Annotated in this window: 22 protein-coding genes; 17 read left to right on the forward strand and 5 right to left on the reverse strand. The window is 37.6% G+C overall.

Going from position 1 to position 23,836, the window contains the following annotated elements; all coding sequences use genetic code 11:
* Positions 1-74 precede the first annotated feature (74 nt).
* The 12 genes from FRZ67_RS17915 to FRZ67_RS17970 all read left to right on the forward strand — a co-directional run bounded on the left by FRZ67_RS17915 (position 75) and on the right by FRZ67_RS17970 (position 13,720).
* Positions 75-1,244, forward strand: a complete 1,170-nt coding sequence (locus FRZ67_RS17915; RefSeq protein WP_147191809.1) for a glycosyltransferase — start codon at positions 75-77, stop codon at positions 1,242-1,244.
* 5 nt (positions 1,245-1,249) lie between these two features.
* Complete coding sequence (locus FRZ67_RS17920; protein WP_147191811.1) at positions 1,250-2,575, forward strand: O-antigen ligase family protein; 1,326 nt, start codon at positions 1,250-1,252, stop codon at positions 2,573-2,575.
* Positions 2,538-3,179 carry a GNAT family N-acetyltransferase gene (locus FRZ67_RS17925; protein WP_147191813.1) on the forward strand — a complete coding sequence of 214 codons (642 nt, stop codon included), beginning with the start codon at positions 2,538-2,540 and terminating at the stop codon, positions 3,177-3,179. Before FRZ67_RS17920 ends, FRZ67_RS17925 begins: the two co-directional genes overlap by 38 nt.
* Positions 3,176-4,222 (forward strand): glycosyltransferase family 4 protein, encoded by a 1,047-nt coding sequence (locus FRZ67_RS17930; protein ID WP_147191814.1) that lies wholly within the window; start codon positions 3,176-3,178, stop codon positions 4,220-4,222. Before FRZ67_RS17925 ends, FRZ67_RS17930 begins: the two co-directional genes overlap by 4 nt.
* 167 nt (positions 4,223-4,389) lie before the next feature.
* The gene (locus FRZ67_RS17935; protein WP_147191816.1) at positions 4,390-5,604 is read left to right on the forward strand and encodes a DegT/DnrJ/EryC1/StrS family aminotransferase; all 1,215 of its coding nucleotides are present in this window, start codon (positions 4,390-4,392) and stop codon (positions 5,602-5,604) included.
* Between the two features lie 120 nt (positions 5,605-5,724).
* Positions 5,725-6,321 carry a sugar transferase gene (locus tag FRZ67_RS17940; protein ID WP_147191818.1) on the forward strand — a complete coding sequence of 199 codons (597 nt, stop codon included), beginning with the start codon at positions 5,725-5,727 and terminating at the stop codon, positions 6,319-6,321.
* Between the two features lie 41 nt (positions 6,322-6,362).
* Entirely contained in the window at positions 6,363-8,360 is a 1,998-nt protein-coding gene (locus FRZ67_RS17945; RefSeq protein ID WP_147191820.1) for a polysaccharide biosynthesis protein, read from the forward strand.
* 20 nt (positions 8,361-8,380) lie between these two features.
* Positions 8,381-9,124: a tyrosine-protein phosphatase gene (locus tag FRZ67_RS17950; RefSeq protein WP_147191822.1), complete on the forward strand. Its 744-nt coding sequence runs from the start codon at positions 8,381-8,383 to the stop codon at positions 9,122-9,124.
* A gap of 277 nt (positions 9,125-9,401) precedes the next feature.
* The gene (locus FRZ67_RS17955; protein WP_147191824.1) at positions 9,402-10,448 is read left to right on the forward strand and encodes a GNAT family N-acetyltransferase; all 1,047 of its coding nucleotides are present in this window, start codon (positions 9,402-9,404) and stop codon (positions 10,446-10,448) included.
* Between the two features lie 14 nt (positions 10,449-10,462).
* Entirely contained in the window at positions 10,463-10,969 is a 507-nt protein-coding gene (locus FRZ67_RS17960; RefSeq protein WP_147191826.1) for a hypothetical protein, read from the forward strand.
* Positions 10,959-12,866, forward strand: coding sequence for a hypothetical protein (locus FRZ67_RS17965; RefSeq protein WP_147191828.1), 1,908 nt, complete (start codon positions 10,959-10,961; stop codon positions 12,864-12,866). The genes FRZ67_RS17960 and FRZ67_RS17965 overlap by 11 nt, the downstream gene beginning before the upstream one ends.
* A gap of 38 nt (positions 12,867-12,904) precedes the next feature.
* A complete protein-coding gene (locus tag FRZ67_RS17970) occupies positions 12,905-13,720 on the forward strand; it encodes an FkbM family methyltransferase (protein ID WP_147191830.1) in 816 nt (271 codons plus the stop codon).
* Between the two features lie 35 nt (positions 13,721-13,755).
* Here FRZ67_RS17970 and FRZ67_RS17975 read toward each other — a convergent pair whose 3' ends face one another.
* Both FRZ67_RS17975 and FRZ67_RS17980 read right to left on the reverse strand, forming a co-directional pair.
* A complete protein-coding gene (locus FRZ67_RS17975) occupies positions 13,756-15,507 on the reverse strand; it encodes an ABC transporter ATP-binding protein (RefSeq protein WP_147191832.1) in 1,752 nt (583 codons plus the stop codon).
* A gap of 119 nt (positions 15,508-15,626) precedes the next feature.
* On the reverse strand, positions 15,627-16,397 hold the full coding sequence (locus tag FRZ67_RS17980; RefSeq protein WP_147191834.1) for an AMP nucleosidase: 771 nt from the start codon (positions 16,395-16,397) through the stop codon (positions 15,627-15,629).
* Positions 16,398-16,546: 149 nt separating this feature from the next.
* On the opposite strand from FRZ67_RS17980, the gene FRZ67_RS17985 reads away from it, so the two are divergent.
* Positions 16,547-16,981 (forward strand): type I restriction enzyme HsdR N-terminal domain-containing protein, encoded by a 435-nt coding sequence (locus FRZ67_RS17985; protein ID WP_147191835.1) that lies wholly within the window; start codon positions 16,547-16,549, stop codon positions 16,979-16,981.
* Positions 16,982-17,010: 29 nt separating this feature from the next.
* Here the strand turns inward: FRZ67_RS17985 and FRZ67_RS17990 are convergent, their stop codons facing one another.
* Both FRZ67_RS17990 and moaD read right to left on the reverse strand, forming a co-directional pair.
* Positions 17,011-17,430, reverse strand: a complete 420-nt coding sequence (locus tag FRZ67_RS17990) for a molybdenum cofactor biosynthesis protein MoaE (RefSeq protein WP_147191837.1) — start codon at positions 17,428-17,430, stop codon at positions 17,011-17,013.
* A gap of 30 nt (positions 17,431-17,460) precedes the next feature.
* Positions 17,461-17,700: a molybdopterin converting factor subunit 1 gene (moaD, locus tag FRZ67_RS17995; protein WP_147193261.1), complete on the reverse strand. Its 240-nt coding sequence runs from the start codon at positions 17,698-17,700 to the stop codon at positions 17,461-17,463.
* 128 nt (positions 17,701-17,828) lie between these two features.
* Between moaD and FRZ67_RS18000 the strand changes: the two genes are divergently transcribed.
* From FRZ67_RS18000 to FRZ67_RS18010, 3 genes are all read left to right on the forward strand, one after another.
* Positions 17,829-18,419 (forward strand): nucleotidyltransferase family protein, encoded by a 591-nt coding sequence (locus FRZ67_RS18000; RefSeq protein WP_147191839.1) that lies wholly within the window; start codon positions 17,829-17,831, stop codon positions 18,417-18,419.
* Between the two features lie 167 nt (positions 18,420-18,586).
* Complete coding sequence (locus FRZ67_RS18005) at positions 18,587-19,672, forward strand: redoxin family protein (RefSeq protein ID WP_225975387.1); 1,086 nt, start codon at positions 18,587-18,589, stop codon at positions 19,670-19,672.
* A 196-nt stretch (positions 19,673-19,868) separates the two neighbouring features.
* Entirely contained in the window at positions 19,869-20,858 is a 990-nt protein-coding gene (locus FRZ67_RS18010) for a type I glyceraldehyde-3-phosphate dehydrogenase (RefSeq protein WP_147191843.1), read from the forward strand.
* A gap of 70 nt (positions 20,859-20,928) precedes the next feature.
* Here FRZ67_RS18010 and FRZ67_RS18015 read toward each other — a convergent pair whose 3' ends face one another.
* On the reverse strand, positions 20,929-21,537 hold the full coding sequence (locus FRZ67_RS18015; protein ID WP_147191845.1) for a DinB family protein: 609 nt from the start codon (positions 21,535-21,537) through the stop codon (positions 20,929-20,931).
* Positions 21,538-21,817: 280 nt separating this feature from the next.
* Between FRZ67_RS18015 and FRZ67_RS18020 the strand changes: the two genes are divergently transcribed.
* The gene (locus FRZ67_RS18020) at positions 21,818-23,680 is read left to right on the forward strand and encodes an ABC transporter ATP-binding protein (RefSeq protein ID WP_147191847.1); all 1,863 of its coding nucleotides are present in this window, start codon (positions 21,818-21,820) and stop codon (positions 23,678-23,680) included.
* The last annotated feature ends 156 nt before the right edge of the window (positions 23,681-23,836 follow it).

The raw sequence follows: 23,836 nt of genomic DNA on the forward strand, positions 1-23,836 counted from the left end.
GAAGTGTGCGACGCAACGAAAGCTAACTGGCGATACAAATGCCTGGTACAAAAAAATTGTAACAGTATTTATGCATGGAGAATAAATTTAAAAGACTGGCCATTATTTCGGATTGCGTGCATATGCGAAATGAAGATGGTATGGCAGTTACGGAGAATCATATTTATTGCAGGCAGATACAGGAACTGTCAAAACATTTTGAACACACCGTTATTGTTTGCCCTTTTGTGGCATTTACAAATGAAAGTGTAACATCTGTTTATACTTTACCCTTCATTGATTTTATTGAATTGCCCAATGCAGGGGGTAATACAATAAGTGATAAATGGAAATTGATCAGGACCATACCAACATGGATAAGCGCTTTTAAAAAGGCGAAGCGTGTTTCTGATATTATTTTTCTACGTATGCCCAATAACCTGAGTATTCCAGGTTTTTTTTATTTTAAGTTCAAACGTGCCAAAACATTTGCCGTATATACCGGCACCTGGGATAATTATACAAACGAACCCCTAACTTACCGGTTTCAGAAATGGTTGCTAAAAAAATTTTTTGAAGGGCCTGTATGGATCTATGTAAATAAGAAGCCTGCAGATCATCATTTATTAAAAGGTTACAGCCCTTCGTATAGTGAGGCAGAATGGATGGAAGAAACTGAGCAGGTTGCAAAGCGTATAGCAGAATATGAACATACAGAAATTGAACGGCCTGTTTTTATTACGGTTGGCGCATTGGTACCCAATAAAAATCAACAATATATTCTCGAAACCTGTAAACGCTTACGTGATAATGGTTTTTCTTTTTACTGGTATATTGTTGGTGACGGTTACCTGAAAGAAAACTATGCAACATTTATAGAGGAAAATGTATTGCAGCACCATGTTTGTCTTGCAGGTAAAAAAACGTATACTGAATTGAGGGATTTATACCGCAAAGCAAATTTTCTCGTTCAGGCTACATATGTAGAAGGATTTGGCAAAGCACCGATAGAAGGAATGTTTCATGGAGTAATACCATTACTTAGTAAAACAGCTATGGCGGAAGAAATGACAGGGGATGGTAACAGGGGCTTTATCTTTGATACATCAGATGAGCATAGTCTTGAGCAGGTGATTAAAAGAGCTATGACAGCACGCGACAGATTCAATGATATAATAACTAATGGAAGGGAATACGTTAAGAGCCAGACTATCCAAAGCTGGTCAGCTTGTATCATAAATAATATTAACAGTTACTTTAAGTAAATTAAGTGAAACAGATAACAGCCACAGAATATTTAATTACCGCGGGTATCGGATTTCTTGTAGGCCTTCGTTTGCTGGGTGCTTCTCTTGGTTTATTCTATATGGCAGCGGGTGGTGCCTGTATTTATTTTGCTTTCAGAAACGATCATTTCAGGTTATTTACTGTTTTACCCTATGTGGTGTTTACTGAAGTATTTATAAGAAATGGAGCAGGTGTAACCTATGTTCCTTATCTTTTTGTTGAATACCTGTTAATAGGTGTGTTTGTTATTATGCTCCTTAGCAAAGGCGGCTCACTTAAATTGCATTCGCGATGTGCATTGCCCATATTTTTATACGCTATCGTGGAAATACTGGACATGATCAGAGCCCATGATATTACCTATGCAAGAAGTATGGTAACAAATACCATAGTATTAACTGCTATGGCTATGTGGGCATCTGCTAATACACTTAGTCCCAGATTAACTGCTCATATTATCAAGCATCTTGCCCTTGCTGCAGTTTATTTGTCGGGAAACATATTAGTGGCCCATTTTACACATGAGATCACGTATATGCTTGTTTCGAGCAGCGAGTCTACTAATCGAATGGCGCCTGTTCAAATAAGCGGTTATCTTGGCATTGGCAGCAGTATGATCTTTCTATATATTATGAATGAAAAGTATAAGCAGGCTTTTATAGTGCACTTATTTGCTTTTACTGTAATAGTCACCTTAATGGTGCTTACGTTTTCACGTGGGGGCATATATTTCCTTGCAGGAGTAATAGCATTGTATGCTTTATTTAACCGTAAAGAAGTTGGACGTTTTGCTATTCTTCTTTTTTTAGTACCTATTGGATATATTATATATTATTATGCTATGAATGCCACTGATGGTAAGCTGGAACAGCGTTATGTTGAAAAGGGTGATTCAGGAAGAACAGAGTTGGTAGAGGCAGGGTTTACCTTATTTTTAGATGAACCGCTGGCTGGTGTTGGTACAGGTAATTATGGAAGTGAGATTTTAAACAGAAATCTTTATGGTGTAGAATCCGGTGCGCACAATGAATTTGTACGGGCTGCTGCTGAGCATGGTATATTGGGTATCATTTTTTACTGGGGATTTTATGCCATTCTTATATTTGAGTTCATGCAAAGGAAAAAACAGCAAAGGGATATGGCCTTCTATCTCCTGTTATTATTTTCACTTATCATTGTACATAATGGCTTAAAAATCGCGGCCCAACCTTATATACTTACTATCGCCATAGCAACGCCTACCCTTATCAGGCGCACTAAAAAGAAACAAATTGAATTTAAGCAATACATCCCTGCACCAACTGCCTGAGGTGGCACGTTGCCACCTGATAAGCTTTCCCGGTTCTTTTGGTACAAAACTGGGTTATGCTTTTGCCATACGTTCGATGGAATGGTTTCTTGCAGGTGAGAACAGGTTTCTTTTTCATGTAACTGATCATGATAAAGTAATTGGCTATTGCGGGGGCTTTCAGTCTAAAGGTATTGGTGACGGCTCGACCAGTGGCATGATGCAATATGCTATGAAAGAAGCTGCTATGGGCATGCTGAAAAAACCGTGGCTTTTTTTTCATAAAGATGTTATCCGCTTTTATCCGTTGATCTTAAAAAATATTTCCAGGAAAATAACGGGGATAAAAAAAAATCCAGTTATACATCCTGTTGCTACCAATAATACTCCATCTCATATTGGCCTCGTTGTGATTGGTGTGCATCCCGACTACAGGGGCAAAGGTTGCTTTGAATTATTAATGCAGCATTTTGAGATAGAATGCATCAAACGGCACGCCTCTAAAATGACATTGAGTGTAAGAACATCCAATGCACGGGCCATTGCAGCTTACAAAAAAACTGGCTGGCAAACAGGCATTCAAACAGAAGTGGCTGCAGAGATGTACAAAATGCTTCCCGCATGAAACATCAAAAAGCGGTGCTTATACTTGGCTTGTTTATAGATGCATCTTCAACAAAACAAAATATCCGTTCGGCTGAAGACAGGATAGCCGCTATGTTTCGCAACAATAATATACCTGTCATTACCAGTTCTGCTGCAGCCGGAAAAACAAAACGTTTTATCGATACAGTTTCAACACTTATCACCCGCCGGCAGGAGTATGATATAGCAATCGTGCCATTGTTTGGTACATGGCCAAGTTTTTTGTGGCAGGAAATAGTTACCAGGATATTGAAACAGCTCAATAAAAAAATTGTACTGGGTATTCACGGAGGATCTATTCCTGAAAGAATTGATAAAGGGGCTCAAAGATTTTATACAGCAATGAAAAGGGCGGACATATTATTTGCACCCTCTGCTTATTTCAGTTCTATGTTTACAGATAAAGGATTTGATGTAGAGGTAATAGAAAACCCTGTTGACCTTGCTAACTATAAATTTTGTGCAAAAGAAAAAATAAGGCCACGTATCATATGGATGCGTGCTTTTACTGATATCTATAATCCACTGATGGCTGTGCGTGTTGCAAAAAGGCTTGCAGAAAAATACAATGATTTTGAAATGGTCATGGCAGGCAAAGAAGGTCCGCTATATAATGCAACAAAAATCATGGCAGAACGGTTTGGATTAAAAGATAAAATATTATTTCCCGGTTATATCAATATGCAGCAAAAGCAAGCTTATGCTGCATCATACGATATTTATATCTGCACCAATAAGATTGACAACACTCCTGTTTCATTAACAGAGTTTATGCAGTTTGGATTACCCATTGTTTCTGTAAATACAGGTGGTATTCCGTACATGATAGAAGATGGCGTAAACGGTTTACTTGTAGATGCAGATGACGACAAAAGCATGTTTGAAAAAATAAATATGCTAATACAAAATCAGGCATTGGCACAAACGATCATTGCAAATGCTTACCGCAATGCACAACAATATAATGACACAAATGTGGTAAAGAAATGGAGCAAGGTTTTAAATGAACTTAGTAACGGATAATTGTAAATATTTTTTGAGCCAGGCATTTGAATATGCATTAAGCTTCTCTTGCGTCGCACTCTTGTACCGACTAACTTCATTGAGCAAAACAATAGCTATCATAAATCAGTAATTAAAAATAAACGCTATCGTCTTCCCGTCTCCGGGTTTTACCTTAATAAAATAACATGATCCCCTTTTCACCACCATATATAGATGATGATATTATAAAAGAAGTTGCTGATACTTTGCAAAGTGGCTGGATAACCACAGGTCCTAAAACAAAACTGCTGGAAGAAGAAATAGCTGCCTATTGCACAGTAGAAAAAGCACTTGCTGTAAATTCAGCCACTTCTGCCATGATGCTGGTGTTGCATTGGTTTGGTATAACACGCGGCGATGAAGTAATCGTTCCTGCATATACTTATTGTGCAACTGCGCTTGCCGCTATGCATATCGGAGCAAAGCCTGTAATGGTGGATGTTGGCGATGACTTTAATATTGATCCTGAAAAAATAAAAGCAGCTATCACTGCTAAAACAAAAGCCATTATTACGGTTGACTTTGGTGGCTGGCCATGCGACTATGAAAAAATATATGCGCTTCTAAAGAGTGCTGATGTTAAATCAAAATTCACTGCGTCCAATGAAAAGCAACAACAACTTGGCCGCATCATGATTATGTCGGATGCTGCGCATGCACTTGGTGCTGTATACAATAACCTGCCTGTTGGTAAATGTGCAGATATCACTATTTTCTCTTTACATGCTGTAAAGAATGTTACATCTGCAGAAGGTGGCGTTATTGCCTTCAATATGCCGGCACCCTTTAGTAATGAAGCAATTTACAGTACAATGCGTTTGTGGAGTCTTAATGGCCAAACCAAAGATGCATTCACAAAATCAGCAGCAGGAGGGTGGGAGTATGATATTGTTTACCCCGGTTTTAAAATGAATATGCCTGATGTGCTTGCCGCAATGGGTCTTGCACAGTTCAGGGCTTACAAAAAAAATTTATTGGCAGAAAGAAAACGTGTGTTTGATTTTTATAATGAAGCTTTTGCATTACATGAGTGGGCAATACTTCCACCTTTTAAAAAGACGGGCTCCGGTTCTTCTTACCATCTTTATCCTTTGCGCATAAAAGATATCAATGAAGAAAAAAGAAATGCTGTTATTGAAAGGATAGCAGCAAAAGGAGTTGCAGTAAATGTGCATTTTAAGCCATTACCCATGCTTACTATTTTTAAAGAGGCAGGTTATCGTATGGCTGATTATCCTGCAGCTTATAAAATGTACTGTAATGAAATCTCCTTACCCGTTTATCCTCAGCTTAACAATGATACCTGTAAAATAGTGGCGGATGCTGTTTGTAAAGCTGTTGATGCTGTCGCGTTAAAATAAAAAGCTAAAGTAATATCCTGTTAAGTTGAAGAATGCACAAGCGTACAAGCGTGCGACGCAAGGGACGATGATTTAAAAAATTATTGCCGGGACATAAAAATAAAAATCTTTCTATTCGAGATGTTAGATGCAACCCGTTTTTTTGATATACTTATCGCCTGTTTACTACTCGTTTTACTCTCTCCGTTATTTTTGATAATTGGGTTGGTAATTAAAATATCCTCAAAAGGGCCGGTGATCTTTCAACAGCGCAGGGTTGGTAAAAATGATATTGATTTTACTTTGTACAAATTCAGAACGATGTATGTTGATACCGGGCACAAAAGCTCCATTACTATTGGCAACAAAGACAGCAGGGTAACCCGTGCAGGCTATTTTTTACGTAAATATAAAATGGATGAGTTACCCCAGTTGTATAACGTTTTAAAGAATGATATGAGTATTGTTGGACCCCGGCCTGAACTAAGAAAATATGTAACATTATACACTGCTGAACAAAAGGAAATCCTACTTCTGAAGCCCGGTATAACAGACTATGCATCTATACATTTCAGGCATGAAAGTGAATTACTTGCAACGCAAAAAGACCCGGAAGCTTTTTATATCAAAGAAATACTGCCACTTAAAATACAATTAAATAAGCAATACGCGTTTAAAAGAGATTTACGGGTCTATTTTGTTATTATCTTTAACACATTGTTATCAGTATTTAAATAACCAATTACCTGAATGTTATCCTGTCAAAAACCACTGTTCAGGTGCAACCAAAAACTGACACTGCATTGAAAGAGTTTAGAAAATTTTTACTGAAAAACCGAATTACTCCTAAATGGGTCATTTTTCTTCTAGACTTACTTATCTGCATAGGGACTTTTATTTATGCTAATTACCTGCTTACGGATTTTAAAATTTTATCGCTTAATTATGAAACCCTGTCCGAAGGTGTTATGACCGTATGTGTAGCTTCTTCCGTAAGCTTTTTTATCTTTAAAACTTATGAAGGTATCATCAGGTTTTCAGAGATACATGAAACAATAAGAGCGCTCAGTGCTGTTTTTTGTTCATTCCTTATTATGTTGCTGTTTAATGGCATACTTGTATTGAGCCATGCTACTTTATATATTCCGAATTCTGTTTTATTTGGTTACTTTTTTTGTGCATCGTTTGTTATATGCGGCTATCGTATACTGGTAAAGACATTGTACCAGGATGATGAGCTGGATATAAATGCGGCTAATGTTATCATATACGGCGCTGAAATAAAAGGTTCTTTATTACAGAAGACAATTGTTAGTATTTCTAATAAGCAATTTAAAGTTGTGGCTTTTATTGATGACAATGAAATGCTGGCTGGCAAGACAATTGATAGCATCAGAATTTATTCGCCTGACCAGCTTCAGTCTTTATTAAAACCATTACGTATAAAGTATTTATTCTTTTCAAAACCAGATATTGACGCCAGTGTAAAAAATAAAATTGCGGATGAATGCCTTGTGCATAATGTCAAGCTGATGAACATTCCACCGGCAGACCGTTGGGTACACGGGCATTTGAATTTTAAGCAGATCAGCGATGTGCAGATCGAAGAATTACTTGGCAGACCAGCAATTGAATTGTGTAATGAGAATGTGGCCAATTTCATATCGAACAGGAATATTCTTATTACAGGCGCTGCTGGTTCTATCGGCAGCGAGCTGGCCAGGCAGGTGGCTGCCATGCACCCGGCTTCTCTTATTCTATGCGACCAGGTAGAAACTGGTTTGCATGATCTTGAATATGAATTACAACAGCATTTTGGCCTGGGTGCCAAGTTGAAATTTTACCTGGGTGATGTGAAGGACATTGCAGCCATGGATCAACTCTTTAGCGTTTACAGGCCAGATATAGTTTTTCACGCAGCTGCCTATAAACATGTTCCTGTTATGGAAAGCCACCCGTCTGAGGCTATTCGTAATAATGTGCTGGGAACAAAGGTACTGGCAGATCTTTCAGAGTTTTATGGTGTAGAGCGTTTCCTGTTTATTTCTACTGATAAAGCCATTAACCCGACCAATATAATGGGTGCTTCAAAAAGGCTGGCAGAAATTTATTGTCATTCCCTGCATCATAGCAGTAAAGATATCCCTGCAGTTGACCCGCTTGTTTATAGAATGGATGCTGTGCTGGGTAAAACAAAATTTATTACCACAAGATTCGGAAATGTACTGGCTTCAAACGGATCAGTTATACCCAGATTTAGAGAACAAATTGCCAAAGGTGGCCCCGTTACTGTTACAGATCCTGAAATCATCAGGTATTTTATGACCATACCGGAAGCCTGTTCACTTGTATTAGAAGCTGTAACAATGGGTAATGGTGGCGAAATATTCCTTTTTGATATGGGTGAGCCTGTTAAGATACTTGATCTCGCAACCAAAATGATCAAGCTGGCTGGTTATGAACCAGGTAAAGATATAAGAATAGACTTCACCGGATTAAGGCCAGGCGAAAAATTATATGAAGAGTTACTCAATGATAAAGAAGAAGTGATTCCTACGCATCATAAGAAAATATTGATCGCAAAAGTGCAGGATGACAACAAAGAGGAAATAATGGACCAAATTATGAAGCTTATAGACCTGGCCAATGAGTGCAGGGATGATGATGTTGTAAAGCAAATGAAATTTATTCTGCCTGAATATATCAGTAATAATTCTGTTTACCAGTTGTACGATAACAAATTTACACCGCAAACTAATCTTGCATCTTCGGTATAGGCAGTTGTTTATATTTGCACATGCTTTCTTTCTTTAAAAAATCTGTACGCACAGAAGCTGACCTTTCTTTTCTTGGAGCAGATATGCACTCACATTTACTGCCAGGTATTGATGATGGCCTTAAGACACTTGAAGAATCTGTTGCATTTATTGGTGAATTATACAACCTGGGTTACCGAAAACTTATATGCACCCCACATATCATTGCCGATATTTATCCTAATAGCCCGGAAACAATTATGCCTAAACTTGAATTAGTAAAAGATGCTATCAAAAAGAAAGGTATAGATATTGTTATTGAGGCAGCAGCAGAATATATGGTAGATATGGACATGGAAAAGCTTGTAACAGAAAACAAACCGCTGCTTACTTTTGGCAAAGATCTTATACTTCTTGAGATGTCTTTTGTGGCACCATCAGCGAATATTGAGCAGGTTATTTTTCAGTTACGGTTAAAAGGCTTACGGCCCGTATTAGCGCATCCTGAACGTTATGCATACTATCACAACGATTTTGAAAAATATACACATTACCTGGATCTTGGTTGCTTATTACAGGTAAATCTTTTATCACTGCTTGGTTATTATGGTAAACCAACTAAAGCTATAGCGGACAGACTGGTAAAGCATGGCATGGTTGACTTACTTGGAACAGACATGCATCATGAAAAACATCTTGCAGCATTAAAGGACCTGGCCACAAAAAAAGAGTTTTATGCGCAGTTTAACGGAATGGAAATCCAGAACCGCAAATTGCTTATGTAATTTTTTGTTGCCGGCTCCTGATCCTCGCAGCATCGCCTGTTGTGTCACTCACTTCATCGTTTGAATATTGCTGTGCAAGAGCAAAATTTTAAAAGTATCAATTCAGAATTTCCTGTTGCATTCATACTTAAAGTACAATTGTGCGACGCAACAGGAGCTGAAAATTAAATTGTAAGCCCGGTCCATAAAATAGTAACCTGCATATTCATTATCTTATAAAACCGGTAAAAGGATATATGCAATAAATGCTGCTGTCGCAAAATATTTTTGAAGAAATATGAAGTGGGTAAAAATAAAAAAAGCTGAGATAAATGAATGGAATGAAAAACTAAAAGCAACACATGCTTCCTTTTTTCAGTATCCCTATTATGCTTCAGGTTATACTTTTTTCTTATTCTCAAAGCCGCTTTATATAAAACTAGTTAACGATCAACAGCAAGAATTAGGCTATAGCTGTATTTTAAATGTGGGAGCTTTCCCATTCAAAGCCGGGCTTATTATAAGAGGTCCCGTTTTTTTTAAAACAAATGTTGATCACAGGTCATCTCTTATTGCGTTAAAAAAGTTTGCTGTTAAAGAACGGTATACTTTCCTGCGTGTAAATGCAAATGAACCCGCTATAGAAGAGTTATTAAATACTGACAGTGAGTTTGAGCATAAAGACTATTTTCCTTCTTATAAAGGATCGCAGGGAATAGACCTGAACATTTATTATAAGCCATTTGATGAGTTACTCAAAAGCTTCAGAACAGATTGCCGAAATAAGATCCGCTTTGCAAATGAAAAAAATTACCTGTTCGAGAAAGTAAAGACTTCAACAGATCTGGAAAAAGTGTATGATCTGTTTGTTGGGTTAGGCAGTAAAAAAAAATTTAGTTACAGGCCATTGAAAAGTTACACTAAAATTTTTAAGGAAGGTATTAAACATGAACTATGTTCTGTATATACTGCATCGCTTGATGGCAGAATAATATGTGCAGCCTTTATAGTGAAAGACAGTCAGTCGTTCACTTATTTTTCCGGTGCACTTGAATTGCAGAACATTCCTGCAAAATACAGTCCCGCCAATAATTTGCATTATCTTATAATGCAGGACTGCTTTTATAAGGAAGACAGAAAAATTTATAATTTAAGTTATTCTCCACGGGAGTCCGGAGTTTACATGTTTAAAACATCTTTCAGGCCTGAAGAGATTTGTAAGCCAGGATTCTATACCTATGTTATTAACAGGAAAATAGCAGAGCGTATATTTTCGTTGCAGGGGAAAAGTATTTCGGCTATAAGAACAAAACTGCGTAGCATAATAAAATTATTTAATAAATAATTTGTAAAGTGTAAATGAAAAAACTATTGAAAAAAATAAAGCCTACGGTCATAAAAAATTATGTGTATGGGGGAAAAGATTTTGAAAAGCTACCAATATTAAAATTACCGGAAACTTTTACGCTCAAAATATTTGATGATAATGCGCTTACCGGCATAAATATTATCGACCGTCATAAGAATGCTGATAATACCTGTTATGCCGTTTTTGAAAATGATCATTTAGCACACATAAGCTGGGTGTATAAGAATAATCTTTTGCTACGCCAACTTGGATATGGTCGCAATTATTATACGATGGGATCTTATACCGATCCTGCTTACCGGGGCAGAGGTATTTTTTCTGTAATTCTCAATTCAATGATGAGGGATCATCCCGACAAGCGGTTTTTGGGTTTTGTTGATCCTTTAAATGAAGTCTCCATTAAGGGGTTAATTAAAGCGGGGCTTGAAAAATGGTATCAATTCAAATTAATCAGAGTGTTTGGCTTAAAGATATACCTTAAGAAATATGAAGATTGAGCGCAAAGCGGTTATTTCCTGGAAGGCAACCAGTGATCTTTCTTTTTCAACGATAGTGATTGATGCAGCATTTAAATCATCTGAATATTTTGAATGTAATTATAAAAATCAAAAAAATGAGTTGTGTGAAAAAACCACAATTGAAATATTGTTGACTGCAGCATATGCACCTGATCTGCGATATGATGAACTGATTTTTTTTGAAACTGCAGAAAAAATAGAGAAAATCTATAAACCTTTTGAGCATTTTGATCATAAGTCATTATCTGCAACTTTATATTGTATTATCACCAACCAAAGAAAAATAATTATTCAGTCTGAAAGGCCGCATCCTTTTTTAGTCAGGCAGAATGACATCAATAGTTTATCTGTTAATGCTATTATCGATGCAGCTTTTCTTCATCCATCCTGGGACCTTTCAAAAGGACAGCGTATCTCTTCAGCAGCAGCAGTTCAACCATCAGGAACTATTTATCAATTCAACTATTCTATTTATTATTTTTCACTCAGTCAATCATTTGTTCCGGTGCAGCAGTGGATCTATCCTTTTGCCCTGAAGGCTGCTTTTATACTTACTGACCATTGTGATTTTGATAATGCACAAAAACTTAAAATATTTCTTTATGGTAATAATAATGATGGTTGGGCAGGAAGAGGATTGAAGATAACAAAAGGCGTATTTACGCTTGCACCGTTACCCGGCGAAGAACGTAAGAATGATTCTTTGGAAGATCAACCATATGCTAAATTAATTGAGGCACTCCATAAAGACGGCAGCGAGATAGTGCCGCATGCTTTAAAGAGTAAAGGGCAGCTTAGTTCAACATCATTTCATAAAGCTCTTGCCATACTTACAAAATTATACCGGCCCCAAACATGGATCGATCATGGCAGTTATTTGAAGTATTGCTATAGTCAGGGGGCAAAAGAAAATCCTGATTACATGCTTGTTAACAGCTTAAAACAGGGCGGATTTAATAATCTTTGGTCATACCATGATGTAAATACAGATGCTATAGATACGCTCAATATTTTTTCAGCCAGGAGATTTGGCCCCCGGAAAATAATTATGAAAATATTCAGGAATTTTTTTACCGGCAAATGGCTTATCGCTGCACATTATTTGCGCTCCTTACTTCACCGGGGGTATAAGAAAAATATTGTTACTGATTTTCTTATGTATGCGATGGCCTCTACCAAAGGTATTTTTATTGAGTGGAAAAAGGGTAACAGGAATCTTTTTAAATCGCTAAAAATCTTCTTTTCTGCGATGGGGAGATTTAATTCATATAGAAATAACATACCTGTTCCTTATGATAATAAAGACCTGCTACAATATGCACCACCCCTATATTGCGAAAACAGAATGCCTTTTCCGGAAAGTAAGCCCGGTGATATGCTAATGTTCTCGACTTTTGAGACCACCCATTTGCTTGATATATATAACCAAAAAGCACTTGATAATCTTATTAAAGAATATGGCACTCACATTGGGCATACTTATATTCTTAATGATCTGCCCTACTTAAACCATATTTTCTCTGGTAAGAGCGATCAAATGAAACTCTCTGAAAAATGGATAAAATTTACAGCATTACTCTCTGATTATGTGAACAATAAATTATTATGGAATCCAAATATGGGAGAGTATGTGGCTCATATTAAAGAGTTACAAAATGTCTGTATCACTTATGTTGCCCATAATAAAGTAAGTATTCAGAATGGTAATAGCGAGGCCATCGAAGGTTATACAATCATTATTCCTGCGGTTTATAAGCCTTCAGGCTATTTAAACGGTCTCCTTGCTGAAGCCATATCTACGGATAATAATTATCATTTTTTTGTTTTTGACGTGCAGCCCGGGATATCTGAGTTTGAGTATTTATCCTCTAACTGATATATAAATACCGTCATTTATTAATTTTCATCCAAAACATGAAACTTTCAAAGAATAAGCGTTTACGGCATATAGTCTTATGGGTATTACGCGTATTTAATCCTGGTACTATCAGGGTTAAGCATCCGTTTACAGGCGGAAAATTAGTATTGGATGCCTATATGCATAAAGGATATTGGTTCAGGGGTAAAGATGTAGAAAAGGATACAATGGACTTGTTCAGGCTTTTAATTGAGCCAGGTTCAACAGTGATAGAAGTTGGCGGGCATATTGGATTTATGACACAATACTTTTCCTCTCTTACAGGAGAAGGAGGTAAGGTGTATGTTTTTGAGCCGGCAGATAATAATTTAGTCTTTCTTAGAAAAAATATAGAGATCAGCAAGTTTAAAAATATTATTCTTATTGAAAAGGCTGTTTCGGATGCAGCAGGCATCGCAACATTTTATATTGAAAATATTACTGGACAAAATAACTCACTTGTTAATGATCATATAGGACCAAATTCACACAAGAATATAAAGGATGAACGGAAAAAAGTTGTTGTGGAAATAGAAACAATAAGTCTTGATGATTTTATCTTAAAGGAAGAAATCCACAAAACAGGCTTTATAAAAATTGATATTGAATCTGCAGAATTGCTTGCTTTAAAAGGAATGATAAATATACTTCGTGAACATAAGCCAAGAATTATGTTTGAAATATCAAGAGACCAGAAAGAGATTTTTTCAATCCTTAAAAGTTATGAATACCTGATTTTTGACGTAGAGAAAAACAAGCTCGAAAGTATTAACTATGGGAATGTATTTTGCATTCATGTATCAGATCAGGAGGGTTTAAAAAGAATGCAATAGCTTTTCCTGAAGCCTATTTTACTTTCTATAAAGATTTATAATATTAATTTCTTTCCCGGTATCGCATCAATCAGTTGCCTTGTGTACTCTTGTTGCGGATTATTATAAATATCTTCAGCGTTGCCGCATTCTTCGATGCATCCTTCCTTCATTACCATTATTCTATCGCTGATATAACGAATCACCGAAAGATCATGTGAAATGAATAATGCTGTAAAGCCGAACTCTTTTTTAAGATCATTCAATAAATTCAATACCTGCGCCTGCACACTTACGTCAAGTGCAGAAACACTTTCATCGCATACTACGAAAGATGGCTCCAACGCCAATGCTCTTGCAATTACAATCCTTTGCCGCTGACCGCCGCTAAATTCATGCGGGTAACGGTCGTAATGCGCTGCATTTAGATTTACTTTCTTCAGCAACTCCATCACCTTTTCTTTTGTTTCTTTTCCTTTTTTAAAAAGCCGGTGCACCAACATTGGTTCAGCTATGGCTTCGCCGATCTTTTTGCGTGGATTGAGCGATGAATATGGATCCTGGAAAATGATCTGCATCTCTTTTCTCAGCAACCGCATTTCCTTTGCTGTTGCATCCGACAGGGCTTTACCGTTGAAAATAATTTTCCCCTCTGTTGCTGGCAGTAAACCCAACAATGCTCTGCCCAATGTTGTTTTGCCACAGCCGGATTCTCCTACTAAACCAAGCGTCTCACCTTTGTATATCTCAAAACTTACATCATCCACCGCTTTCTTATAAGCCGTTACCTTACCTAAGAAATTTTTTCCAGCAGGGTACCAAACTTTTAAATGTTCAACAGACACCAAATCCTTAGGCTGGTCAATAATTGAATACTGTGTATTGAGTATTGGATTTGGTAAATTGATTTCTACTCTATCGTTTACCTGTGCCTTATCTTCTTGGTGCTTAATATTATCTTCTGTTTGTAAATAATCACTTACCACCGGTAATCTTTCTCCCTTTTTATATAATACCGGTCTGCATGCCAGCAAAGCTTTTGTATAAGGATGTTTTGGCGCGGTAAGTACTTCGTTTGTATTTCCTTCCTCTACGATTTTTCCTTTATACATCACTATTACACGATCTGCAATTTCACTTACCACTCCAAGGTCATGACTTATAAAGATCACGCCCATATTTGTTTGCTGTTGTAATTGCTTTATCAGTAATAATATATTTTTCTGGACACTTACATCAAGTGCAGTAGTAGGTTCATCACAAATAAGCAGGTCGGGGCCGCAACTCATCGCCATAGCAATCATTACCCGTTGCTTCTGGCCACCACTTATTTCATGTGGGTATTTATAAAATATTTTTTCAGGATCTGGTAGTTGTACTTTTTTAAATAGTTGTATTGTTTGCTGCTTTGCTAATACGTTGCTTATTTTTTTGTGCAGTACTATTGCTTCTGCTACCTGTACGCCACAGTTTTTTACAGGATTCAATGATGTCATCGGTTCCTGGAAGATCATGGCAATCTTATTGCCACGCAATTGCTGTATTTCTATTGAACTACACTCCAGTAAATTAATTTGCTTATCATTATTTCTATAATTGATAACTCCTGCTTTATAAATAGCGGGGGGTGTTGATAATAATTGTAAAACAGCCAAAGCTGTTACAGATTTACCTGAACCTGATTCACCAACGATAGCAACAATTTCTCCCTTATTGATGGTGAGTGAAATATTTTGTAACGCTGATGTTGTCGCATCACCGCTTACAAAATCTATCGAAAGGTTTTCTATATTAAGTAAGGTGGTCATGAATAATCAGGAAGATCATCTATTGCTGCGTATGATGAGAACGTACAAGTGAGACCTTCTTCCACTGGAAGAAGCTAGACAACGAAAGATCAATAGTAGCAATACTGCTGATAAAATATTTAAAATCTAAGGTGTCTTACTGTTAAACCATTATTGATAAGCTGTTTAAGAGAATCAATACCAATCTTTAAATGTTTTTCTACAAATTGTGCCGTTACACTGTTATCACTTTTTTCTGTCTTCACACCTTCCGGTATCATTGGCTGATCACTTACCAAGAGCAGTGCACCTGTGGGAATTTTATTATAAAAGCCAACGGTGAAAATAGTTGCCGTTTCCATATCAATTGCATAAGCTCTTATTTTTTGCAGGTAAGTTTTAAATGCATCATCATGCTCCCATACTCGCCTGTTGGTGGTGTACACGGTACCTGTCCAGTAATCAACTTTGTAATCTCTTATGGTTGTTGAAATGGCTTTCTGGAGCGCAAACGCAGGCATGGCGGGCACTTCAGGCGGAAAGTAATCGTTCGATGTTCCTTCGCCTCTTATTGCAGCAATGGGCAAAATCAGATCTCCTATCTTGTTTCTTTTTTTCAACCCGCCACATTTACCCAGGAATAAAGCAGCTTCAGGATCTATGGCATGCAAGAGGTCCATCACTGTAGCTGCACCGGGGCTACCCATACCGAAATTGATGATCGTAATATTATCTGCAGTGGCGCATTGAAAGGGTTTGTCTTTGCCTGCCACTTTTACTTTATGCCATGCTGCAAACATATCCACATAGTTACTGAAATTGGTAAGCAGAATATACTTACCAAAATTTTTCAGCGACTCTCCTGTGTATCGCGGCAGCCAGTTGCTTACAATATCTTCTTTTGTTTTCATGACTTTTTTTATTTACCCGGCAGTGCTGCCGCTATTAAACTTTTGTTGCGTCGCACACTGCAACTTTTCTTCTTCCTTCAGCAGTAGCATGTTACAAACTAAATTTTGTAAATATACAAAATCAGCTTTGCTGATTATTACATTTGCTTATGCTTCAGATAGAATACCCGGCTTTTTCATTCAGGTTTAAAGAAGAGCAGGGCAAAGAATTTATTTTTGATGAGATAAGAAAAAAATGGGTAAGGCTTACGCCGGAAGAGTGGGTGCGTCAAAATTTTATTCAATATCTGTTGCAGGTAAAAAAATATCCTTCTTCGATTATTGCCGTTGAAAAAGAAATCAGACTTGGTGATCTTAAAAAGCGCTGCGATATTGTTGTGTATAAATCTCATCTGCCGTGGATGATCATTGAGTGCAAGGAACAGGATGTTATTTTAAACGATGTTGTATTGCAGCAAATACTTAGATATAATATAACATTGCAATCAGCAATAATTGTTGTTACCAATGGTTCAGTTTCTTATGCATTTAATTTAAATAAAGACGGCGTGGCAGAAACGGATATGTTGCCTGAATGGGAATGATAAAGTGATCAATATAAAACATTATGTATTTACGGATGCGCCGCTACCCATACTTCTCCATCTTCAAAAACTTCCTTTTTCCAGATTGGTACTGTCTCTTTTAGTGTATCAATAATATACCTGCATGCGTCGAAAGCTGCGGCGCGGTGTGCAGCAGCTACAGCAATTACAACAGGCACATCTCCAGTTATAAGTGTTCCTGTTCTATGATGGATCAATATTTTTTGCACGGGCCATTTTTGAAACGCGTCTGCTGCAATCTTTTGCATTTCATTCAATGCCATAGATGCATAGGCTTCAAATTCCAGCTTTATAACACGCTTACCTTTTGTAACGTTGCGCACCGTACCAATGAATACATCAATACCACCGCATTGCGGGGACATTGCCCAGTCAATACATGCTGGTATATCCAATGCAATTTCTTTTATCTGAATATCAAGCTCCATTTTTTTTCTTTGGGTTAGCTATATAAGTTATTATCCGCCGCTTACCGGTGGTATAATAGCAATCTCATCTGTATGATCTATTAAGCGATCGGGTTGTGCATATTGATTATTTACCGCTACCATATAAGAAGCCAATTGCTTTAAGCGTGGATATTTTTCTTCCAGCACATCTTTTAAAGCAGCCACATTATTACCAGCCAGGTCAATTTTTATAACTGACTGGCCAAATATTTCTTTTACAATACCAAATGCAAGCACCTGTATAATCATCTTTAACAAAGGTATTAAAATCTTAAGTGAACTTACTATAAAGCAAAATATGGATCGTTCAGTAAAACAGTAATAATTTCCGTTAAATTTAGTGAATCATATACTACTTATACCACAAGTCTCTTATTATGGTGAGTGCAATTGTTTTAGCAGCAGGGTTATCAAAAAGAATGGGAAATGAAAATAAACTACTGCTGCCTTATAATGGTAAAACCATTATAGAAACCACCTTACAGCATTTGCTGGATGCAGGTATAGAAGAAATAATTGTAGTCACTGGTCATGAAGCGCAGTTGGTATCAACGACTATTCGGCATTTACCCGTTATCATTATTTATAACCCATTGTATGAAAAAGGAATGACTACTTCAATACAAAAAGGCGTGGAAGTGGCTGCCGGCAGCGGTTATATGATCTGCCTGGCAGATATGTTTTCCATAACTGCCTTAGAATATATATCAATAATAACGGCTTTTGAAACGCAATTGCAGAATGATGAAAAATGTATTTGTGTACCGCGTTACAAAAATGAAAAGGGAAATCCTGTAATATTTTCAGCAGCATACAGAGCAGATATTTTGCAGCACAAAGAGATGGAAGGTTGTAAAAAAATTGTAGAACAAAACAAAACACATATACACCGGATCGATATGCAAACCCCGCATATTCTTGAAGACCTGGATTACCCGGATGATTATAAAAAGATCAGTATGGAATAAAAAAGCACAAGTGTGCGACGCAAGGAACGGTGCCAAAAGAACTTCTGTTGGGTACAAAATTTTTCTTATTTGTATCAACCTGCATACTCATTTAAAATGCTAACTTTTCAAAAATCTTCTGCTATGAAATGTAAGAACATTGCCTGCCTGTTACTTTTTTTTGTTTATTGGTTTTTTGTAATACAGCTATAGCCGCAGGAGATCATCCAACACTGGCCATTGGCTCAAACGCACCGGATTTTAAATTAACAGGCACTGATGATAAAATTTATACGCTGTCTTCTTTTAGTAAAGCAGATATTTTAGTGATCGTTTTTACCTGCAATCATTGCCCCACCGCACAGGCTTATGAAGACAGGCTCATACAACTTACAAAAGATTATGCCGCAAAGAAAGTAGCTGTGGTGGCTATTATGCCTAATGACCCCAAAGCAATAAGGCTTGATGAACTCGGCTATACAGATATGAGTGATTCATTTGAAGAGATGAAACTACGTGCCAAACAAAAACAATATAATTTTCCTTACCTGTACGATGGCGAGACACAGTCTGTTGCCCAAGCATATGGACCTGCTGCAACACCGCATGTTTTTATTTTTGATAAAACAAGAAAGCTACGCTATCAGGGCCGCATAGATGATGTAGAGAAACCTTCCAAAACGCCGCACAATTTTGATACACGCAATGCTATTGATGCATTGCTTGCAGGTAAAGAATTAGCTGTGCAAACAACTAAAGTTTTTGGGTGTTCCATTAAGTGGGCAGAGAAAGAAAGCTGGCTACAGAAAGCAAATGAAGATTGGGCAAAGGAACCTGTAGCAATTGATACGATTGATGTGCAGGGGATAAAAGATCTTGTAAAAAATAATTCTGATAAACTACGCCTGATCAATGTGTGGGCCACCTGGTGCGGCCCCTGTGTTGCAGAATTTTCTGAATTCATTACGATGAACAGGATGTACCGCAACCGCGATTTCGAATTCATTAGTGTTAGTGCAGATGAGCCCGAGAATAAAGATAAGGTGATGAAATTTTTGCAGAAGAAACAGGCATCTGCCACCAATTATATTTTTAGCGGCGATGATAAATATAAACTTATTGAAGCCATTGATCCCAACTGGCAGGGCGCATTGCCTTATACCATTCTTGTTGAGCCTGGTGGTAAGATCGTGTATGCAAAGCAGGGGCAGATAGACCCGCAAGAAATGAAACGCATGATCGTAGATGATAAATTTATCGGCAGGTATTATTGATCATTCTTTCAGCAAATATTTATGAACCGGTCGGTCATTCTACTATGAAGCTTTGGTTGCGTCGCACACTTGTACGTTCTGTTATCTGCTGAACAACAAAAGCATTATGCATCATTGCTGTTCTTTTCATTTCAAACAAATTGATAACTTATTCTTTCGGATATTTGCCACTCAATTTTTCAAAATATAATTTGATATGCGGATTGCAATTAATGGAATGGGACGAATCGGAAGATTATTATTTCGCCGGCTGATCAATGATCCTGCATTTACATTGGTGGCAGTAAATGATATTATGGAAACAGAGAACCTGCTTTATTTACTAAAGTATGATTCGTTGTATGGAAAATTCCAGGGAGATATATCATTAAGCGATAATGCAATTGTTGCAGGCGATAAGAAGGTTATTGTTTTGCAGCATGAATATCCATCGCAGCTTTCGTGGAAAGACCTGGATATAGATATTGTACTCGAATGCTCCGGCAAATTCACCAACAAAGCCGGGGCCTCTGAACATTTAAAGGCAGGTGCAAAAAAAGTATTATTGTCAACAACAGGCTCACCGGATATTCCTTTAATGATCTACGGTTTCAATCACCACCGTCTGGATAATACTATTGAAATTGTTTCTCCCGGTGGTTGCATGACCAATTGCTCCACGCATATCCTTTATATTTTAAATTCAATTGGTATTGAATCAGCACAGATAAACATACTGCACTCTTATACATCAAGACAAGAACTTGTGGATACAGCGCATAAGCAATTCAGAAGAGGAAGAGCCGCTGCCGAATCTATTATTCCTGTTGAAATTGATTTAGCGCAATCACTGGAAAGATTGCTGCCATTACAGGATAAAATAGCTGCTGTTTCTGTAAGGGTTCCTGTAACAAATGGAGCAATGGCGGATTTTACGGTGCAACTAAAAGAGCCAGCAGCAAAAGAAGAGATCAACCTTCTTTTTAAAAAAGCCGCAGAAAACGAATATAAAAACATTATTGCTTACAGTGAAGACCCTTTGGTATCAGCAGATATAAAAGGTGATACACATTCCTGTATTATAGATGGCACATTAACATCGGTAGCAGTAAAGCAGGTAAAAATTATTGCGTGGTTCGATAATGAATATGGCTATACCAGCCGTATCATCGACTGGCTTTTATACTGGAAGAAATTAATGAGCTAAAACATCTTTACTGTAGAAATACAAATAAAAAATCCCTGCATAAACAGGGATTTTTTATTTTGAAAAATTTTTATTGTTTTGGAAAATTAGGATCAGCTTTTACTTCTTCTATCTGTTGCGTGTGACGGTTACTGTGTGCACCTATAAACAGTATCATCTGGTAAGCATCAAAAGAAGCCATAGGCATTGTAACTACATGATTGCGAAGATCGGCATCAGTTGTTTTTACATAGTCAATCAATTTTGCACGATCATTTTTAAATGAAGTTAAAGCTTCTTCCAATGATTTATATGACGTATTCTGAGGCTCCATCGGTGGGGCAGTTTTTACTTTATGTTCACGGCTTTCGATCATCTGTATAACCTGCTCATCAGTGGCTTTTATATCAGCCCTTTTTTCAGGATTGGCCTGCGCCTGTATGGCGCCGTTGGTCATTTGCCAAAGGCTGGCTTCAGTAACAGCAATATGTTTTACACAGTCCAGCACACTCCATTTATCAGGAGCGGGTTTGAAATTTAGTTGTGCATCACTTAATCCTGCAACGGCATTAATCACACCTTGCTCAGTCTGAGATAAAAGATCAGCAGCAGTTTTTCTTTCCTGGTCGGATAGGGAAACCGGTTTTGTGTTGAAAGCAAACAACAGCAACCCGGTGACAAGCATGGATAACTTTTTCATAAAAAGTTTGTTTTAGTATTTAATATTATAAGACGTTTTCGAAGAAATAGAAAGGACAAAAATCATGCGAAAGTTAAAAAAATTATTGTTTTGCTCCTATAATTAATTTAGCTGTTGATGCCGGTTTAAAGAGATTGATTTGTATAAACCTTTGTTTTGAATTGATGGGTGAACGTGAAATGCTGCATATAATTGTTGCCGTACAAGAGTGCGACGCAACAAAAGCCCGCTGCTTATTCAATTGCCGGGTACATAAATTGCCTTTCCCTAATTTTACAAAATGAGCAAGAGTAAAGAAAGAATGGCACGTGAAAGAGGACCCAACAGACAAAATGTTATAGCCAACCCAACACTCAAAGAAAAATTTGCAGCACTTGGTAACCTGCCACGTTTCTTTAAACTGGTTTGGGAAACACATAAATGGTATACGTTACTCAATGGCTTGCTAAGATTATTACGCTCTGCTATACCTGTAGCAATTTTATACGTAGGCAAACTGATCATCGACGAAGTAGTAACACTCAGCAAGGGCCATGCAACAGATCATCAATTGTTATGGCAACTCGTTGCTGCAGAATTTGCATTGGCCATTTTATCAGATGCATTGGCAAGAGCAACTGCATTGGTGGATAGTTTACTCGGCGATCTTTTCAGTAACCACACTTCTGTTAAGATCATGGAACATGCAGCCACACTGGATCTTGACCAGTTTGAAGACTCTGAATTTTATGACAAGCTGGAACGTGCAAGACAACAGACCATTGGCCGCACTATATTATTGTCGCAGGTATTAACGCAGGTGCAGGACTTAATTACTATGGCATTTCTCGCTGCAGGATTAATGGCGTTCAATCCATGGCTGATCTTATTATTGCTGATCGCAATAGTGCCCGCATTTTTGGGAGAATCATATTTCAACGACCGCAGCTATGCCCTAACACGCGGACAAACACCTGAGCGTCGTGAATTGGATTACATACGTTACATTGGTGCCAGTGATGAAACTGCGAAAGAAGTAAAACTTTTTAACCTCTCCGGTTTTTTAATTGATCGTTTTAAAACACTCAGCAATAAATTTTATGATGACAATAAAAAACTTTCCATCAAACGTGCATCATGGGGAACATTCTTTGCATTGCTTGGAAGCGCAGGTTATTACACAGCCTATGTTGTAATGATCATGAAAACTATTGAAGGTGCATTAACGATCGGTACACTTACATTTTTGGCAGGATCTTTCAGGCAGTTAAGAAGTACGCTTGAAAATATATTAACACGTTTTACAGCGGTATCACAAGGCGCCATTTACCTGCGTGACTTCTTTGAGTTCTTTGAAATACAACCAAAAATATTTATGCCCGTTAAGCCTGTTCCTTTTCCTGCGCAGATCAAACAGGGCTTTACGTTTGAGAATGTTGGCTTCAAATATCACAACTCTGATAAGTGGGCAAACCGTCATCTCAGTTTTACGTTGCATGCAGGAGAGAAGCTTGCACTCGTTGGTGAAAATGGTGCAGGTAAAACAACGCTGGTAAAATTGCTCGCACGTTTGTATGATCCTGTTGAAGGCCGCATATTGCTTGATGGTATTGATCTGCGTGATTATGATCTGTTGCAACTGCGTCATAACATCGGCATCATCTTCCAGGATTACCTGCGTTATCAAATGAGCTTTGCACAAAACATTGCGGTGGGCAATATTGATGAAATGAATAACCGTGCATTGATAGAACAAAGTGCAGAAAAAAGTTTGGCAAGCCTGCTTGCAAAAAAATTACCCAATCAATATGACCAGGCATTGGGCCGCCGTTTCAACAACGGTGTTGAACTAAGTGGTGGAGAATGGCAAAAGGTAGCGCTTGCCCGTGCCTATATGAAAGATGCGCAGTTGCTCATTCTCGATGAACCCACCAGTGCGCTTGATGCACGTGCCGAGTATGAAGTGTTTCAGCGTTTTGCTGATCTTACCAAAGGCAAAACTGCTGTGTTGATCTCACATCGGTTCTCCACCGTGCGCATGGCAGACCGTATTCTTGTGTTGGATAAAGGCCAGCAACTCGAAATAGGCAGCCATGAAGAACTGCTTGCATTGGGTGGGAGATATGCTGAGTTATTTCATTTGCAGGCGAAAGGGTATAGATAAATTTTTGTACTTAGCTGTAGCAGTACTATTGAGCAACGGTTGCGTCACACACTTGTGAAGTTAGACAAATGTACAAGAGTGCGACGCAAGAGAAGATTATGGCAGTACTAAAGCCGGGTACATAAAAATTAATTTAAGTATGTTAAACAATGAAGC

Origin of the sequence: Panacibacter ginsenosidivorans (assembly GCF_007971225.1) — a bacterium.
Taxonomy (GTDB): domain Bacteria; phylum Bacteroidota; class Bacteroidia; order Chitinophagales; family Chitinophagaceae; genus Panacibacter; species Panacibacter ginsenosidivorans.

What these genes read in the sequence shown, in the direction of transcription:
- FRZ67_RS17915 (WP_147191809.1), top strand. Translation starts at nt 75, where the DNA reads ATGGAGAATAAATTTAAAAGACTGGCCATTATTTCGGATTGCGTGCAT.
- FRZ67_RS17930 (WP_147191814.1), top strand. Translation starts at nt 3,176, where the DNA reads ATGAAACATCAAAAAGCGGTGCTTATACTTGGCTTGTTTATAGATGCA.
- FRZ67_RS17935 (WP_147191816.1), top strand. Translation starts at nt 4,390, where the DNA reads ATGATCCCCTTTTCACCACCATATATAGATGATGATATTATAAAAGAA.
- FRZ67_RS17940 (WP_147191818.1), top strand. Translation starts at nt 5,725, where the DNA reads ATGTTAGATGCAACCCGTTTTTTTGATATACTTATCGCCTGTTTACTA.
- FRZ67_RS17950 (WP_147191822.1), top strand. Translation starts at nt 8,381, where the DNA reads ATGCTTTCTTTCTTTAAAAAATCTGTACGCACAGAAGCTGACCTTTCT.
- FRZ67_RS17955 (WP_147191824.1), top strand. Translation starts at nt 9,402, where the DNA reads ATGAAGTGGGTAAAAATAAAAAAAGCTGAGATAAATGAATGGAATGAA.
- FRZ67_RS17960 (WP_147191826.1), top strand. Translation starts at nt 10,463, where the DNA reads ATGAAAAAACTATTGAAAAAAATAAAGCCTACGGTCATAAAAAATTAT.
- FRZ67_RS17965 (WP_147191828.1), top strand. Translation starts at nt 10,959, where the DNA reads ATGAAGATTGAGCGCAAAGCGGTTATTTCCTGGAAGGCAACCAGTGAT.
- FRZ67_RS17970 (WP_147191830.1), top strand. Translation starts at nt 12,905, where the DNA reads ATGAAACTTTCAAAGAATAAGCGTTTACGGCATATAGTCTTATGGGTA.
- FRZ67_RS17975 (WP_147191832.1), bottom strand. Translation starts at nt 15,507, where the DNA reads ATGACCACCTTACTTAATATAGAAAACCTTTCGATAGATTTTGTAAGC.
- FRZ67_RS17980 (WP_147191834.1), bottom strand. Translation starts at nt 16,397, where the DNA reads ATGAAAACAAAAGAAGATATTGTAAGCAACTGGCTGCCGCGATACACA.
- FRZ67_RS17985 (WP_147191835.1), top strand. Translation starts at nt 16,547, where the DNA reads ATGCTTCAGATAGAATACCCGGCTTTTTCATTCAGGTTTAAAGAAGAG.
- FRZ67_RS17990 (WP_147191837.1), bottom strand. Translation starts at nt 17,430, where the DNA reads ATGGAGCTTGATATTCAGATAAAAGAAATTGCATTGGATATACCAGCA.
- moaD (WP_147193261.1), bottom strand. Translation starts at nt 17,700, where the DNA reads ATGATTATACAGGTGCTTGCATTTGGTATTGTAAAAGAAATATTTGGC.
- FRZ67_RS18000 (WP_147191839.1), top strand. Translation starts at nt 17,829, where the DNA reads ATGGTGAGTGCAATTGTTTTAGCAGCAGGGTTATCAAAAAGAATGGGA.
- FRZ67_RS18010 (WP_147191843.1), top strand. Translation starts at nt 19,869, where the DNA reads ATGCGGATTGCAATTAATGGAATGGGACGAATCGGAAGATTATTATTT.
- FRZ67_RS18015 (WP_147191845.1), bottom strand. Translation starts at nt 21,537, where the DNA reads ATGAAAAAGTTATCCATGCTTGTCACCGGGTTGCTGTTGTTTGCTTTC.
- FRZ67_RS18020 (WP_147191847.1), top strand. Translation starts at nt 21,818, where the DNA reads ATGAGCAAGAGTAAAGAAAGAATGGCACGTGAAAGAGGACCCAACAGA.